Origin of the sequence: Accumulibacter sp. (assembly GCF_036625195.1) — a bacterium.
GTDB lineage: Bacteria > Pseudomonadota > Gammaproteobacteria > Burkholderiales > Rhodocyclaceae > Accumulibacter.
On sequence record NZ_JAZKUG010000001.1, the window covers coordinates 3,557,757 to 3,573,801 of the forward strand.

Here is a 16,045-nt window from a genome sequence, read left to right on the forward strand (position 1 = left end):
TCGATGCTCGCCGAGCGCAGCGTCCGTCGCCTGTCGATCCGTGCGCCCGACGCTGCCCTGGCACGGCGGGGTGCCTTCCTCATCGAGGATGCACTGCGCACGGCGAGTCTGCCCGGTGACGGCGGCGAGCTGGTACTGCTTCGCCGGCTGCGCCTGCCGCCGTTCGCCGCTGCGGCATCGCCGCAGCAGGTGGCGACGGAACTGGCACGCGCCTGCCGCGCGGCGGCAGCGATCGATGGCGCGCAGGCCAGCGATGCCGCGCTGGCTGCCGCGACGGCCGTACGTTTCGCCGATGCGCTGACGGCGCATCTGGCGCTGACCCGCCTGATCCTGGCGCGGGCCGCGCGTGCGGCCTGGTGCTGGCCGCTGCTCGTCAGCGGCTACCATTCGACGCTGGATGGCGGTCCGGCGTTGCGCGCCGTGGCGCTGTCGCTGGCGGCGCTGCCGGAAGCCCCGGCTGCCTTGCCACGCTGGCTGGCGCTGCTGCTGACCCACGGCGAAGACGCCTGCGCGCGGCTGTTGCTGGCGCTCGCGCCCGCTGATGCCGGCCTTCTCGATGCGGCCTGTGGTGCTGCCGTGGCTCCTTCGTCCGCGGCGCCGCCGCAGGCTTGGCGGGCGGCGCTCGACTGGTCCTGGCGGCGACTCGGGGGCGACGACCCACGTCACCTGTGGCTCGCGCGCATGGCGTGGCGCAGCGGACTGGAGCCCGATCGGTCCCCAGGGGAGGCGGCGCTGGCCGGCGCCGCAGCAGCGATCGAGCCGGTCGCGGCGAGCCGTCCGCCCGGCGAAACGCTCACCGCCACGGCGAGGCCGGCAGCGGATGGTACGGTTCCTGCTGCCGCAGCCACCCGTGCTGCGGCAGCACGGGTCGGCCATGATCGCCGGGCTGTTGCGCCTGACGCTGCCGGCGGTGAGCAGCCGCGCGGGCCGATGCCGCCGGCGGCGACCGGTCGCGCCGACAGCGCGCCAGCGCTTGCCCGCGACAGCGGCGATGAACCGGACTTCGCTGGCCCTGCGCACTGCCTGCCGACGTCGGCGGACGCGGCCGGTTCCGCTGCGCTTCCCGGCAGCGCGCCGGCGGCTGGCAGCAGGCGGCGGCAGCGGGCGGTGACCGGACAGGGGCCGCTGGCGCCGCTGCCGGCCACCGGCGAGCCATTCGCCGGCTACGTCGCCGGCAACGTCGCCGGCGGCGAAGGAAGCGTCGACCGACAGGTGACGACCGCCGGCGGTCTGCTGTTCCTGGTGCCACTGCTGTGCCGTCTCGCTTTCGCCGACTGGCTGGCCGCCGATGCCGGGCGTCGCGACAGACCGCAACGGATACTCGTCATGCTGCTGCACCGGCTGCGGGTCGATGGCGATGATCCGGTCTGGGGCCTGTTCGCGCAAGCGCTCGCTGCGGACGCCGCTGCCGACGGCGAGGCGGCGTGCTGGCTGCGTGACTGCCGCCGCCATCTGCGCCGGCGCGTCGGCATCGGCCTGCACAGCCTGGTATGCCGACCGGCGCGGCTGTCGCTGACGGCGACCCACATCGATGTCTGGCAGGATCTGGAAGCGGTCGACCTGCGTCTGCGGCGCGCCGGTCTCGACCTCGATCCGGGTTGGGTGCCGTGGCTCGGGCGGGTGCTCTGCTTCCACTACGGGCGGGGGGATCGATGAACCGTCCGGAGACACCACCCGGCGAGACGAAGCGCTCGCCGACGCTGGCGGAGATCGCCTTCGCGCTCCTCGCCGACGGCAGCGGCAGCGAGGATTCGGCGGAGGCCACCTGGCTGGGCAGCCACGCGGCGGCGCTGGCGATGTGGCAGGGGGTTGCCGATCCTCCGGACGCGATGGCGGCGTGGACCCGCTCGCCACCCGTCGTCGACCGCCGGCTGCATGCCCTGGCGGCCGAGCAGCGACTGGGACTGGCCGAAACCCTGGCACTGGCGCTGGCGCGCGAGGCGGAACTGCTGCCGATGGCGGCACGCGCCCTGATCTGGCTGCAGCATCCGGTCGGCGAGGCACGCCCGACGGTCGGACTGATCGCCAGCCTGTGCCAGCGACTGGGTGTGGCGGACGCCTTGGCGGCGCTGGCCAACGGGCCGGCACGGCGCCACGGGTTGCTGCAGCTGCAGCCCGACGAGCGCCCGCTCTGCGAACGCAGCGTGCGCGTCGGGCTGCCGCTGCTCTTTGCGCTCGACGGTCGTGACGGACATTTCGACGGTGTCGATACCGATACCGCAGGGCTGCCGCCGCTGCCGCCGTCCACCATCGCCGAGGCGCAGCGGCATGGCGCCGGCCTGATCGGCGACGGGGTGCGGACGCTGCTGATCCGCAGCGGGCAGCCGCTCGAGGCGCGCGCCGCGGCGGCGCAGGTGGTCGCCGCCATCGGCGCACGCGTCGCCTTCTTCGAGGGCGACGCAGCGCCGGGATTCGCCGCCTGGCTCTGGCTGAACGGCCGCCTGCCGGTCTGGTGCGTCGCGCTGGCGCCGGGCGAGCGGCGGCGGGCGCCGCGTATCCCCGGGCACGACGGGCCGTTGCTCGTCGCCTGTGGCGCCGACGGCAGCATCGACTCCGGCGCTGCCGTCGCGCAGTGGCGACTGCCGGTGCCGGTGGCGGCCGAGCGCAGCCAGCTCTGGCGTGCCGCGCTCGGCGCGGGACCGGCAGCGGAGACGATCCTCGCCCTTGCCACGCAGCATCGGCACGCTGCCGGGCGCATCGCCGAACTCGGGCAGGCGGCTCGTTCGGCAGCGGCGCGCCTCGACGAAAAGGTGGCGATCAGCCATGTCACGCAGGTGGCGCGCAGCGGTGTCGGTGCCGACCTCGGCGCGCTCGCCGAACTCCTCGCCGACGACATTCCCGACGAGGCACTGATCCTGACGCCGCTGCTGCGCAACGCGCTCGAGGCATTGCTGGCGCGCTGCCGGCAGCGCGACACGCTCGCCGAGGGCCTCGGCGCGGCGGCACGGACGCGCTACCGGCCGGGGGTGAGGGCGCTGCTGGTCGGCCCCTCGGGGACCGGCAAGACGCTTGCCGCGAGCTGGGTGGCGACCCGCCTCGGCCTGCCGCTCTACCGCGTCGATCTCGCCTCGGTGACCAGCAAGTACATCGGCGAGACGGAGAAGAACCTCTCCGATCTGTTCGCCCGCGCCGAACATGCCGAGGTGGTGCTGCTCTTCGACGAGGCGGATTCGCTGTTCGGCAAGCGCACCGATGTCAAGGACGCCAACGACCGCTTCGCCAACCAGCAGACCAACTATCTGCTGCAGCGGATCGAGAGCTTCGAGGGGATCGTCCTGCTGACCAGCAACAGCCGCGCGCGCTTCGACTCGGCCTTCACGCGCCGGCTCGACGCGATCATCGAGTTCCCGGCGCCGGGGCCCGAGGAGCGCCGGGCGCTGTGGCTGGCGCACCTCGGGGAACGGCACGGGCTCGACGCCGCCACCCTGAATCGCCTCGCCGCCGCCTGTGACCTTGCCGGCGGCCACATCCGCAATGTCGTCCTCGCCGCCGCCGCGCTCGCCCGCCAGCGGGGCACGGCGCTCGACGAGGCGGCGTTGCTGGTGGCGGTGGCGGCGGAGTATCGCAAGCTCGGCAAGTCGCTGCCGAGCGCGATGGCGGTGGCGGGATGAGCGGCCTGCAGAGGATGCTGCGTCAGGCTGGCAAGGAGTCCGCCGGCGGGGCGAGCAGCGGTGGCCGCGAAAGCGCGCGGGAGGAGCGCGAGCAGGCAGGGGTACCGCGCTTTCTCAGCCACCCGGCGTTGCCGGCCACACTCGAGGTCGGGCCCACCGATGACCCGCTCGAGCGCGAGGCGGATGCGGTCGCCGACGCCGTCGTCCACGACGGGTCGACGCTGCCGCGGTTTCTCGCGCCGGCAGCGGCGGGTGGCCGGGGACGCGCGAGTGCAGCGGCAGCGGGCGGCGAGGCTGTCCGCCCGCACGCGCTGCCCGGCGTCCGGCGCAAGAGCCTGCGCGCCGACCCACCGGACGACGGGCAGGACGCGGCGAGCACTGCGCAGGGCGATGGCGCGCAGCCGCTGCTGCCGTCGCTGCGCGGCCGGATCGAGGCGACGCTCGGCGCCGACCTGGCCGATGTCCGCGTCCATCAGGGGCCGACGGCGGCGGACGCCAGTGCGCGGATCGGCGCGCGCGCCTTCACGCATGGCCGTGACGTCTGGCTGGGCGAGCGGCAGCGGCCGGATGACGCCGCCCTGATCGCGCACGAGGCCGCGCACGTCGTCCAGCAGCGGCGCGGTGATGTGGCCATCCGGCGGCAGGCGGACGCGGCTGCCGGTAGCGGCAGCGAGCCGGCAGCGGCGGGTACGGCCGGGCAGTCGTTCGCCTTTTCCGAGGATGAGATGGCGTCGCGGCTGGCGGCCACGCCGGCCGCAGGAGCCGACGCGGCGTCGACCAGCGTCGAGTTGAACCCGGGTACCCGGTCGACGCTGGGCGAGGTGGCCGGCGAGGCTGAGCGGGGCGACGGCGAACCGGCGCCGGAGGAGGCGGCAACGGCGGAGACGGCTGACGACGGTGGCGGTGACGGCGATGCTGCCGGAGCCGGCGGGGAGGACGGCAGCGATGCCGGGCAGGGCGACGCGGCGCTGCGCGCGGGCGGGCCGATCGCCGACGCGGGATCGCCCCCGCCGGTCGAGCGGCCCGGCCCCGCGGCCGAGTTCGAGAGCCTGGTCGGCGAAGAGGTTGCCGCCTATCTCGAGGGGAACCTGTCGGAAGAGCGCATCGCGGCGCTCGACCCGCAGACGCGCGCGCTGCTCGATGCGGCCGACGCGCTCGGCGACCGCCGGCTCACCGACCCCGAGGCCAGTGCCCTGCAGGGTCTGGCCGGGGAGGGGCTGCAGCCGGGTGCACCGCGCACCGGCTACGAGGCCGAGCCGCTCTGGCTGCGCACGCTGGCGACGATACGCGACGTCACTGGCCAGCTCGGCGGCATCGTCGGCATCATCGGGCTGGTCGCCACCGTCAGCGGCTTCATCCTCAGCCTGCTGCTGCCGCCGGTCGGCGCCTTCCTGCTCACCGTCGGTCGCTTCTGCGATGTCGCCGCGCTGATTCTCGACGGCATCAGTCTCGTGCTCGGAATCATCCTCACCGGCTACAACTACTATCGCCTGAAGAACGAGACCGACCCCGAGGAGCGCCGGCGCCTGCTCGGCATGGTGCGCCAGGATGCGATGGGAACGGTGATGAGCGCCGTCGCCGTGGCCACAGCGGTGGCGCCGGGAGCGGCACGGCTGCTCGGCCGCAGCCGCGTCGGGCGGGTCGTCGGCCGCGCTGCCCGCGGCGCCGGCAGTCGGGTCGCCGGCGCCGCCGGCCGGCTGGCGGCGCAACCCGGGCGAATCGGGCGGGCGGCAGCGGCGGTCGGGCGAGCCGGCAGCGGTGCGGCGGGCGCGGTGCGCCGGGCCGGTGCGGGTGCCTCTGGGCGTTTTCACACCTTCATGGGACGGACGCGCGATTTCGGGCTGCGCAGCGCGCTGTCCACCACCGCTGCCGGACGTGCGGCGCGGGCGATCGGCCGCACCGGCCCCGGCCGCGTCGCCGGGGGCGCCCTGGCTGCGGTCGGCACGCGTGCGCGGGCGCTGCTCGGCAGCGCGCCTGGCCGCCTGCTTGGCGGGGCGGCGACGGCCGGTGCGAGCGGGCTGCGCCGCTTCGGCCGCGGCGTCGCCGGATCAGCAGCCGGACGCTGGCTCGCCGGCTCGCGCCTGGGACGCTACGCCGGTCGCGTCTACGGCGAGAACCTCGATCTGGCACGACTGCTGTTCGCCCGTTCGGAGCGCGCGCACCACGGCTTCGTCGGCGCGCGCCTGCGCGCCGAGCTGGCCGGTGCGCAGAGCGCCGGCGCGCTGACCGAGGCCGCCGCACGCGCCCGCCTGCAGTCACGCATGCCGGCGTCGGAGTTTCCGGAAATCAATTTCAACGACCTGGCCCTGCGTGCCGACCCGGCCGCTGGCGGCCGGCTGGTGTTCGGCCGGCCAGGCAGCCGACTGCAGCGCTTCCTCGATGGTCTGCGGCGGAACGAGGCGACGACGATCAACAACGCCATCGCCGCCAATCCATCGCTCAGCGATGCCGATCTCGCGCGGCAGCTCAATGCGCGGCCGAATGCCCCGGCGCAATGGACCGAGGCCGAGGTCGCGGCCTTCCGGCAGCAGGCGACGCGCAGCGCGGTGTACAAGACGCCGCATCACACCATATCGGTGCTCGACGCGCCGCATGTCGCCTACGATCCGCGCTACATCCAGCTCGGCAATGCGCCGCTGGTGGTGCCGCCCGGTACGACACGGGCGACGTCGCCGTGGACGCTGTTCGGGACAAGCTCGGCGCGCCGGCCGCCCGGCGGCAGCGGTGCGCCGCTCGACGTCCCCTTCATCCGTACCACCGGCGAAGCCGAGGCGCTCGCCCGTGGCGGTCCGGCCTTCGCCACCGGCGGACCGTCGCCGACACCACTGACCGGCAGCTTCGACCCGGACTACTTCCGCAGCGAGGCATTCTTCGAAGCGCTGCGGCGCGAGGGCAATACCGGCATCTGGGTGAACCCGAACGACCCGTCGCAGCGTCTGCTGTTCGACGCGCATTTCGTCGCTGGCCATCGCTGGCAGACCGGCGAGGCGGGTGCGCGTGCGCTCTTCGGTCCGACGGTCGACTTCGCCGACCGTTTCGCCGGCGTCGTGCCGCGCACGCTGCTCGACCGTTCGATCGCCGGCATCGGCAGGATCGCCGTTCGCGGCTCGGACGACGTGCAGATGCAGAGCCTGGCGCTCGGCGACTGGATGCTGGCGCAGCTTGGCGTTCCGTCTGCCCCCGGCGACGAGGCGGCGGCGGGCAGCGCCACCGCGTCGGCCGCCGCGAGCGCCACCGAGCCGGCGGCCGCGAGCGCTGCCGAGTCGGCGGCGGCGACCGCCACTCCCAACGCCGGCGAGACTACCTCCGCCGGCCCCGAAGACGAGCCGCCGGCCGTCGACGACACGCTCGTCGCCGGCAGCGGCGACGGCGGCGCAGCGGCGCTGGGCGAGGTGGCTACCGCCGCCGCGCAACCGCCGACGCCGGTGCCGTGGAGCCCGTCGGCACTGGTGTCGATTCGTGAGCAGCGGATCGACATCAGCAGCGCGATGGAAGTGGTGAACGACTGCGTCAGTGAAACCGTGGTGGCAGAGCAGCACAACGTCGCGGCGCGTGCGGCGGCGGCAACGCTGGAGGAGCGCAACACCGCGCAGGCGCGCTTTGCCGGCGCCGAGCGCGCGACGGTGGCGGCCGAACAGGGCAAGCTCGATCAGGCCACCACCGCGCAGCAGGAGATGTCGGCGCAGGGCGCCGAAGCCTCGGGCGATGCCGCACGCGGCCAGCAGGAGGCGGATGCGGTCCAGTCCGAGGGGCAGGGGGTCAGTGTCGAGGCCAAGCCGGAGGAGCCGCGTTCGCGCAGCTGGCTGGAGCGTGCCTGGGATGCGACCGCCGGCGCCCTCTGGGATGGGCTCGTCGCGCCGGCAGTGCGGGCAGTGCGACGCAAGGTCAATCAGGTGATGCAGTCGATCAACGAGTTCATCATGGGCATGATCAATCAGGCACTCGGCCTGGACGAGATCGAGGCGGAGCTCGACGGTGGCGGGCAGGACATCGCGGCGCGCAGTGGCAGCCTGGAAGAGAGCGATGCCGGCCTGGAAGCGGTCGGCGAGCAGGCGGGCGAGGAGCAGCAACGCAATCGCCAGTCGATGGATCAGGCCGACGCGAACATCGACGACGCGCGCGCGGCGCGCGCCGATGCGCTGGCCCTGCAGGGCGACCTCGCGGCCCACGACGGCGTGCTGGCGGCCGAGGAGATGGCGGGAGAAAGCTACGTCGTCGATTTCGCTGCGACCTACCGGCCGTACTTCGCGGCGACGGGCGAGGGCACCATGCCGGCGCAGGCGGACGAGGGCGCGACGAGCGAAGCCGCGAGCGCGGCCGCAGGCGCAGAAAGCGAAAGTGATGAAGCAGCGCTCGTCAGCTGAGCTCGAGCGGGCAACCGCAAGCCTGCTCGGCGATCGCCTGCTGGATGTGCCGATCACGCGCGCCAGCGGCTCGGCCCGACTCCGCCTGACGGCCCTGCTGCGGGCCGCCTGCGCGCACCCGGTTTTCCCGGGCTGGCCGACGCCGGTCGATGACTGGCTCGACGAGGCGGCACGACTGGCGGATGAGGTGGCCGACGCCGATGCCTGCGGCCGCGTTCTGCTGCGCCGCGCGATCGTCCGCATGCGGCGGCTCGATCTCGATGCCGCGCTCGCGCTGACGCGACAGGCGGCCGCTGCCGTCGGCGGCCGGTCCGGCGAACTCGCCGCCTGCTGCGCGATCGGCCGCGTGCGCGTCCTGGTGCGCCTGCAGCGTCTGGATGAGGCCTGCCAGGCGCTGCAGGCCGTCCCGCTGGCGCCGCCGGGTGAGGCGTCCGGTGCGCTCAGGCAGCTGGCACTGGGCGAGTACCACATCGAGGCGAACGAGGTGGCCGCCGCACGCGCGGCGCTGACGCTGGCGCTGGCGCGCCTGCCGGAGGAACTGGTCGAAGAGCGCATTCAGGCCAGCCAGTCGCTCGCCTTCGTCTTCATCAGCCTGGTCGACGCGCCACGGGCCGTGGGTCAGCTGCGACAGGCGCGCGCTTTGCTCCGGGGCGCCGCAGTCTGGCCCGAGGTGATCCAGATGGACGTGGCGCTGGCCAGCCTGCTCGCGGCACGCGGTGAGCACGGCGCGGCGCAGGCGCTGTTCGGCGAGGCCGCAGAGCTCTGCCGGGCGCATCCGCAGCCGGATCTCGCCATCCTGATCGATCTCGGTACGGCGCGGTCGAGCGCCGCGCAGCAGCACGGAGCCGATGCAGTCGCCGCCTGCCTGCGAGCGGCGAAAGGCTATGCCGAACAGGGCAACCTCCTCGGACTGGTCAGCATGGTCATCTTCATGGCCGGCATCCAGAGCGCCGCCAAGGCTTTTCGCGAAGCCTACCGGACGCTGGCGACCGGTCTCGCGATCGCCCGCCACCGCCGCTGGCCGGCGGCCGAGGCGGTGTTTCGCGCGCACATCGATCGATTGCGCAATGATCTGCTGGGGCCGGCGCCTTTCGACGAGATGGTGGCGCAGATGGTGAGCGAGATGAGGGCCCGATAGATGAACCTGACTTACGAGCGAAGTGGCGGGCAGGCTGCTCGCCGCAACGTGCCGGCGACGACGGCGCCGGCCAGCGTGTCGCCTGCGCTGCAGCGCTCGGCGCTGCCGGCGGCGCAGGGCGTCCCGCGCTTTCTCGCTGCGCGTGGCGTGCCGCTGTCGCAGCCGGGCGACCCCGGCGAGCGGCAGGCAGAGGCGGTCGCCGAGGCGGTGATGGCGCCGGCGGGATGTGCCGGCTGCACGCCGCTGGCGCCCTGCAGCAACTGCGCCACGGGCGTCCAGCGCTCGGCCGAGGGCAGGGGCCCGCCGGCGGTGCCGTTGCCCGGACTGGATGCGGGGCAGCCACTCGACGGCGCCACGCGCGCCTTCTTCGAACCGCGCTTCGCGCGCGATTTCGGCGCCGTGCGCGTGCACAGCGGGCCGCGGGCGGCGCGGCTGGCGCGCTCGCTGTCGGCGCGCGCGTTCAGCTTCGGCAACGACATCGCATTCGCCGCCGGCCGCTACGAGCCGGGATCGGACTCGGGGCGGCGGCTGATCGCGCACGAACTGGCGCATGTGGCGAGCGGCGATGCCGCGCGGACCGTTGCCCGCGCACCGGACGCCGGTGTTGCTGCCGACGGTGCGCTGCCACCGGCGGCGGCAGCGGCCGGTGTTGGCCCGACCGACGCCGGCGCGGGGTTGCCGGCGGGCGTTGCGGCACCACCGACGCCGCTGTTCGATTCCCTGTTCGGTGCCTGCCTGACGCCCGAGGAGGGCGCCCGCCGCGACGCCTTCGCGCTGCGCCACATGCACCTCGAACGCTACATCCCCTCGACCACCTTCGGCATGTTCGACGCCGATTACTTCCCGCTCGTCGGCCTGATGCCGGTGACGGTGAAGATGAAGTTCAATTTCGTCGCCGCCGACAATGCGCCGGGGGTGTTCGACGTCTTGCGGCGGGCTCTGGCCGGTGAGGATCTGAGCCGCTTCTTCTGGAGCGACAGCGAGAAGGCCGACTTCAAGCGCGACTTCATCGGCCGCGTCAGCGCGCGCTGGAGCGCGCAGCACGTCCTGCGCTCGAGCAAGCCGTGCTGGGACTTTCGGGCGGTCCCGCTGGTGACGCCGGTGGAGGTCGATGATGACGCAGAGGCGCATTACGTGACGACGGTGCACAAGAGCCCGGGACCGGCGATCGATTACAAATCGGGTACCAACGACCCCGACCCGGCGCATCCAGAACGACCGGCGACCGCCGATCTGTACCAGTCCGACGTCCGCGAGGAGCCGAACTTCAACAGCGGCAGCGTCGCCAGCAGCGAGCGGCAGCGGCTGGAGACGGCGCTGGCGGCGGCAGCAGCGTCGCCGGTGCTCTTCGCCAACGATTCGGACCTCATCGAACCGGCCGTGCGTCCGGCGCTGACCGCATTCGCCAATGCGGCACGGCAGAAGAATCCTGCGGACCCGTTGATCCCGCTCAAGGTCGATGGCTTCGCCAGTCGCGACGGGGAAACGACGCACAACCAGGGCCTCTCGGACCGGCGTGCCGCCGCGGTACGCAGTTTTCTCGCCGGCCTCGGCGTGCCACAGCCGATCGGTGTTCTGGGCCACGGCGCCGTCGGCAGCGCCGGCGACGCCGCCAACCGTCGTGCGGACATCTCGGTCGACCACACTTTCGAGACGACCTACGCCGCCAACCGCTATTCGGTCGGCGAGCATGAGTTCGGCCACATGCTCGGCCTGCCCGACGAGTACCAGAACAATACGACCGGCACCCTCGGCGCGCAGCAGACCCTCTATTCCGGCCTGGTCACCGCTGCCGGGGTAGCGGGGCCGGCGGTCTGGGGCGTCAGGACCTCGAGCCAGATGTCGAACGGCATCGATGTCCTGCCACGGCACTACGTCACCCTCTGGGAGGCGCTCGGGCGCATGACGGCGCCCGACATCGCGCAGTCCGAGTGGCGCATCGGATGAACCCCAGCGCTGCCGCCGACCCGCCGCTCAGCCTCGAGTTCCGGCGCGTCCAGGCGATCTCGAGCCGCGGCAACCAGCGCATCCGCGTGACGCCCGCCGGCGACGTCTTCGCCTATCTGGAACAGCGCGATTGTCCATCTGGCGAGGAGTGGAGTGCGCCGTGGCCGGACGCACCGCTGCGGCGACTGTCGCCCGTTGAGCAGCAGGAGCTGGCCCGGACGCTGCTCGCCAGCGGCTTCCTCGAACTGCCCGGGCGGATCGTCGTCGCCGGCCGCGACGGCTTTCGCGACGAGATCGATGCCGCTCTCGGCGCGCAGCGCCATTCGGTGCGCATCGAGCGCGCCCCGGCGCCCGTCGCCTTCGCGCGTGTGCGTGCTGCTCTGTTGGCGATCGCCGGGCCGCCGTTCAGCGCCTGAGAGGGGGATAATGCAACATCCTGTCGCCCCCACCGGGCGCTTTCCGCGGCAGCGGACGACGGCGGCTCCGGCGCAGCGTCAAGCGCCGGGAGCGGAGAAAGCTTTCCACCCGCATGACGGAGCATGAGCATGAAGACGAAACCGTATCGCACGCGGATTGGCGGCATCCTGATCGCCGCCCTGTTGCCCTTCCAGGTCGCCCAGGCGCAGCTTGGCGACGTCCTCAAACAGGGGCAGCAGAGCGGCCTGCCCGGCGGCATCGGCGGCGTCGGCGGGCTGGGCAGCCTGTTGCCCGGGCAGTCGCTGACTTCGGGGAGCATCGGCAACGTTGCCGGGCTTCTCGAGTTCTGCATCCGCAACAATTACCTCGGTGGCAAGACGGCGGCTTCGGTCAAGGACTCGCTGGTCGGCAAGCTCCCCGGCCGGTCGCCACGGGCCGACCCGGGCTACGACAGCGGCAGTCGGGGCATTCTCGACGGCAGCGATGGCGGCCAGCTCGATCTCGCCGGTGGCGGCTTCAAGAAGCAGGTGACGAAGCAGATCTGCGACCAGATCCTGGCCCAGGGCAAGTCGCTGCTGTGAATCACAGGATCGGCCGTCGCTGTGGACAACCCGTGGCCGATCGCAGCTTGTCCCCAGCGACTGCGGACAAGCTGTGGGCAAGGCCTGTGCAGGCGGTGGAAAACCGCCGTGAAGCGCCTGTCGGCAAGGGATTCCAGCGGCCGCTGAAAATTTGGGCGATGCCGGCGGGGCCGCGCGATGCACCGACAGCCGCAGGACGCCGGCGACATCGGCGCCCGGGGTGCTGCGGGAAGAGCGGCGACGGCGCCGCCAATTGGTGAGCGAGGAGGCGTCATGACTTTCAAGTCGCGAGCCCGTGCAGCGGCGGGCGTTGGGGCGGCCATCGGCGATGCCGCTGGCGGTGGCCGGGCACGCAGCGGCATACCCCGTTTCCTTGCCGGAGCGCGGAGTACGGCGGCCGGACCGGGCGCCCCGCAGACGGCGGCAGCGGCGGCAGGAAGCGCTGTTCCCGCCTTCCTGCCGCAAGCGCGACCGGCGGCGACGACGCCGCTCGCGGCGCCGGGTGACCACCACGAGCTCGAGGCGGAGCAAGCGGCGCGGCAGATCGTCGCCGCGACCAGCGGCGAGCCAGCGGCGGCAGGCGCCGCGCCGCGCCGCGGCGCCTCGCCTGCGGCACCGGCACAGGGACCGGCAGCGCTGCTCGGCCGCCAGGGGCGAGCGCTCGACGGTGCGACGCGGAGCTTCATGGAGCAGCGCTTCGGCACCGACTTCGGTCATGTGCGGGTGCATACCGACGCGCAGGCGGCACGGCTGAATCGCGACCTGCACGCCAATGCCTTCACCCACGGCAGCGACATCTTCTATGGTGCGGGCCGCAGCCCGGGGCGTGACCAGCTGACCGCCCACGAGCTGGCACACGTCGTCCAGCAGTCGGGCGGTTCGCCCGACGGCAGCGCGATCCCGCTGAGCGCGCGCGGCGGCCCGGCGCCGATCCAGTGCAGCTTTGCCGGCACCTACATGATCCCCGGCAGCGCCAGCCTGTTCGAGATCGACCTGCAGACGCGCGAGGGTGCGCTCGCCGCCTCGCCGACCAAGAGCGGACTCGACGGCTACCTGCGCTTCGTCCCGGGAATCGGCGAGCCCAACTCGAGCGTCATCGGCATCTGGCAGGTCAACAGCACGATCGATGCCAGCGGCGCCGACGTCAATGCGGCGTCGATGCCGGCGGCGCAGGCGCCGCGCGGCGCGCTCGGCGATCCGGGACTGCGCACCGAGGCCGATCCGCTGCGCGGCATCGAGGGCGGCTTCAAGACCGACGTGCTGCATCGGCCGAATGCCGCCAGTCCGGGGGTGCCGGCGGGGTCGGCACTGTCGCCGCGCTATCCCTGGGGGGCGGCGGCGCCGGGAACGGTCGGCTTCGGCGGCACGACGCAGCAGCCGGCGTCGCGTGGTGGCGGCATCGGCGCGAATCCGCTCGGGCAGGTGCCGGGCTACAAGCGCTCGGATGATCCGGCCGACATCCGCACGGCGTCGCTGTACGATTTTCCCGGCACCAGCAGCCCGACCGACGTCATCACCTGGACCTTCGAGAGCGCGGCCATCGGCGAAGACACGATGCTGACCTACGGCGCGGTCAACTGGGGCTTCACGGTCGATGCCGGGCACGTCACGAACGAGCACCTGCACGTCGATGCCGGGACTTCGGCAACTTTCGCCGAAGCGCTCGAGCGCCATCGCGACTTCTACGTGCACGAGCCGGTGACCTTTTATTTCGATTTCAACGACGACTTCCTCAATGCCACAGAGGAGGCGAAGATCGACACCTTCCTGCCCTACCTGACGCGCAACCCCGACGTCGAACTGGCGCTCGAGGGCTTCGCCGACCAGGTCGGCGGCGCTAGCCAGTACAACCGCGACCTGTCGCTGCGTCGCGCGCACGCGGTCGAGGCGGCGCTGCTGGCGAAGGGGATCGCCGCCGCGCGGATCAACGGCATCATCATCGGCCACGGCGCGTCGACGGCCGCCACCAGTGACGCCGGTACCGGCGACGAGGGCGGCGACGCCGCGGTCGGCGCCGACCAGAGTCGCGAGGCCAACCGCTGGGCCAATCGGCGCGTGATCCTGACTTTCAGCCATGTCGCCGCGGCCCCCTGACGGGCGCAGCGCGGGCGAACTGGTCGCCGCCCTGGCGGCGGACCACTTCAACGAACGGGCGCTGGCGCTCGCCGAACTGGTACGCCGCGGCCGGGCGAGCACCGCTGCGCTGCTCGCCGCAGTGCCGCGGGCGGGCGGCGAGTTGCGTGCCCGCATCGTCCAGGGGCTGGCCGAGATCGCCGACCCCGCCGCTGCCGAGGTGTTCGTGGAACTGCTCGGCGATGCCGACGAAGAGGTGCGCGCGCGCGCTGCGCAGGGGCTCGCCCGCATCGGCGACGCACGCGCCGTCGATGCGCTGCTGCAGACCATCGACGACTATCCGGACATCCTGCGCGAGCCCGACACGCTCGCCACCGACGCTCTGACCGATCTCGGACCGGCGGTCCTGCCGCGCGTCGTGCCCTTGCTCAAGGCCCGCGGACTGATGACCCGGTCGCGTGCCTTCCTCATCCTGCGCCGGATTTTCCCCCGGCTGGCTGGCGGCAGCGACTGGCAGTCGCTGTGGGTCGAGTTCGGGCGCTACCTGCCTGCTGCCGAACAGCCGCAGCGCGACGCGGCGGCGGATCGGTGGATCGACTGGGTTGGCCGGCAGGGCCGCTGAGCCGCACGGCAATCCGCCGACGACGCTGCGGGCACAGGCCTCAACTGTATGTAGCGGCCGCGGTTACCAACTGTGATGGTGAGCGTGTGCGACCCTGAGCCATGATGCCCCGTGGCACCGGTCGCCGCAGGGTCCGATGAGCCCCGGCGGACCGCCCCGCGGACCGCAACACGGATTCCGGACACCGCGGAATAAGCTCATGAACAAAGATTCCTTCACGGGAGCATGCCGGCTCCGTAGACTGCGGGCCCGCCCATCGCAATGGAATCCCGATGAAATTCAGATGTCTCCTGGCCGGCCTGTTGGCTGCTGCCCTGCTGGTTGGCCACGCGCTCGCGGCCGACGTCTCCCTGTTGAACGTGTCGTACGATCCGACGCGCGAGTTCTACAAGGAGTTCGACGACGCGTTTGCCAGGCACTGGAAGGCGAAGACCGGCTCTGCCATCACCGTCAGGCAGTCGCACGGCGGTTCCGGCAAGCAGGCCCGCGGCGTGATCGACGGCCTGCAGGCCGATGTCGTGACGTTGGCCCTCGCCTACGACATCGATGCCATCGCCGACGCGGGGCTGATACCGAAGGAGTGGCAGAAGCGTCTGCCACACAACTCCTCGCCCTACACCTCGACGATCGTCTTTCTGGTGCGCAAGGGCAATCCCAAGGGAATCAAGGACTGGAGCGACCTGGTGAAACCGGGCGTCGCGATCGTCACGCCGAACCCGAAGACCTCGGGTGGTGCGCGCTGGAACTACCTGGCAGCGTGGGCGTTCGCAGTCGAGCAGCCGGGCGGCAACGAGGACAAGGCCAGGGACTTCGTCGGCCAGCTCTATCGCAATGTGAAGGTGCTCGACTCCGGTGCGCGCGGCTCGACGACGACCTTCGTCGAACGCGGCATCGGCGACGTGCTGCTCGCCTGGGAGAACGAAGCCCATCTGTCGCTCAGGGAGGCCGGGGCGGACAAGCTGGAGATCGTCACGCCTTCTCTGTCGATCCTCGCCGAGCCGCCGGTGACAATCGTGGACAAGGTGGTCGACAAGCGTGGCACGCGCCAGGTGGCGCAGGCTTATCTCGAGTACCTCTATTCACCGGAAGGGCAGGAGCTGGCCGCCAGGCACTTCTACCGCCCGACGGATGCGCAGGTCGCCGCGAAGTACGCGAAGCAGTTCGTCAGGACCCGGCTGATCACCGTTGACAAGGTCTTCGGCGGCTGGCGCAACGCGCAGAAGCTCCACTTCTCCGACGGCGGCATCTTCGACCAGATCTTCGTGCCCGGCAAGCGCTGATGCGCTTCCTTG

Annotated in this window: 10 protein-coding genes; all 10 read left to right on the forward strand. The window is 72.5% G+C overall.

Features of this window, described 5'->3' with window-relative positions:
* Positions 1 to 3 precede the first annotated feature (3 nt).
* The 10 genes from V5B60_RS15665 (at position 4) to V5B60_RS15710 (ending at position 16,033) form a co-directional block, all read left to right on the forward strand.
* Positions 4 to 1,656, forward strand: a complete 1,653-nt coding sequence (locus tag V5B60_RS15665) for a hypothetical protein (protein WP_332347983.1) — start codon at positions 4 to 6, stop codon at positions 1,654 to 1,656.
* Complete coding sequence (locus V5B60_RS15670) at positions 1,653 to 3,611, forward strand: ATP-binding protein (protein WP_332347987.1); 1,959 nt, start codon at positions 1,653 to 1,655, stop codon at positions 3,609 to 3,611. Before V5B60_RS15665 ends, V5B60_RS15670 begins: the two co-directional genes overlap by 4 nt.
* Positions 3,608 to 7,975, forward strand: a complete 4,368-nt coding sequence (locus V5B60_RS15675; protein WP_332347989.1) for an eCIS core domain-containing protein — start codon at positions 3,608 to 3,610, stop codon at positions 7,973 to 7,975. Before V5B60_RS15670 ends, V5B60_RS15675 begins: the two co-directional genes overlap by 4 nt.
* The gene (locus V5B60_RS15680) at positions 7,953 to 9,113 is read left to right on the forward strand and encodes a hypothetical protein (protein ID WP_332347991.1); all 1,161 of its coding nucleotides are present in this window, start codon (positions 7,953 to 7,955) and stop codon (positions 9,111 to 9,113) included. Before V5B60_RS15675 ends, V5B60_RS15680 begins: the two co-directional genes overlap by 23 nt.
* Positions 9,114 to 11,060 carry an eCIS core domain-containing protein gene (locus tag V5B60_RS15685; RefSeq protein ID WP_332347993.1) on the forward strand — a complete coding sequence of 649 codons (1,947 nt, stop codon included), beginning with the start codon at positions 9,114 to 9,116 and terminating at the stop codon, positions 11,058 to 11,060.
* On the forward strand, positions 11,057 to 11,476 hold the full coding sequence (locus V5B60_RS15690; RefSeq protein ID WP_332347995.1) for a hypothetical protein: 420 nt from the start codon (positions 11,057 to 11,059) through the stop codon (positions 11,474 to 11,476). The genes V5B60_RS15685 and V5B60_RS15690 overlap by 4 nt, the downstream gene beginning before the upstream one ends.
* Positions 11,477 to 11,605: 129 nt before the next feature.
* Positions 11,606 to 12,058 carry a DUF2501 domain-containing protein gene (locus V5B60_RS15695; protein ID WP_332347997.1) on the forward strand — a complete coding sequence of 151 codons (453 nt, stop codon included), beginning with the start codon at positions 11,606 to 11,608 and terminating at the stop codon, positions 12,056 to 12,058.
* 273 nt (positions 12,059 to 12,331) lie between these two features.
* Entirely contained in the window at positions 12,332 to 14,152 is a 1,821-nt protein-coding gene (locus V5B60_RS15700) for an eCIS core domain-containing protein (RefSeq protein WP_332348000.1), read from the forward strand.
* Positions 14,133 to 14,753, forward strand: coding sequence for a HEAT repeat domain-containing protein (locus V5B60_RS15705; protein WP_332348002.1), 621 nt, complete (start codon positions 14,133 to 14,135; stop codon positions 14,751 to 14,753). The genes V5B60_RS15700 and V5B60_RS15705 overlap by 20 nt, the downstream gene beginning before the upstream one ends.
* A gap of 272 nt (positions 14,754 to 15,025) precedes the next feature.
* Complete coding sequence (locus V5B60_RS15710) at positions 15,026 to 16,033, forward strand: sulfate ABC transporter substrate-binding protein (RefSeq protein ID WP_332348004.1); 1,008 nt, start codon at positions 15,026 to 15,028, stop codon at positions 16,031 to 16,033.
* Positions 16,034 to 16,045 lie beyond the last annotated feature (12 nt).

Coding starts and splice junctions, on each gene's coding strand:
- V5B60_RS15700 (WP_332348000.1), top strand. CDS start 12,332: ATGACTTTCAAGTCGCGAGCCCGTGCAGCGGCGGGCGTTGGGGCGGCC.
- V5B60_RS15710 (WP_332348004.1), top strand. CDS start 15,026: ATGAAATTCAGATGTCTCCTGGCCGGCCTGTTGGCTGCTGCCCTGCTG.
- V5B60_RS15680 (WP_332347991.1), top strand. CDS start 7,953: ATGAAGCAGCGCTCGTCAGCTGAGCTCGAGCGGGCAACCGCAAGCCTG.
- V5B60_RS15695 (WP_332347997.1), top strand. CDS start 11,606: ATGAAGACGAAACCGTATCGCACGCGGATTGGCGGCATCCTGATCGCC.
- V5B60_RS15685 (WP_332347993.1), top strand. CDS start 9,114: ATGAACCTGACTTACGAGCGAAGTGGCGGGCAGGCTGCTCGCCGCAAC.
- V5B60_RS15670 (WP_332347987.1), top strand. CDS start 1,653: ATGAACCGTCCGGAGACACCACCCGGCGAGACGAAGCGCTCGCCGACG.
- V5B60_RS15675 (WP_332347989.1), top strand. CDS start 3,608: ATGAGCGGCCTGCAGAGGATGCTGCGTCAGGCTGGCAAGGAGTCCGCC.
- V5B60_RS15705 (WP_332348002.1), top strand. CDS start 14,133: ATGTCGCCGCGGCCCCCTGACGGGCGCAGCGCGGGCGAACTGGTCGCC.
- V5B60_RS15690 (WP_332347995.1), top strand. CDS start 11,057: ATGAACCCCAGCGCTGCCGCCGACCCGCCGCTCAGCCTCGAGTTCCGG.
- V5B60_RS15665 (WP_332347983.1), top strand. CDS start 4: ATGCTCGCCGAGCGCAGCGTCCGTCGCCTGTCGATCCGTGCGCCCGAC.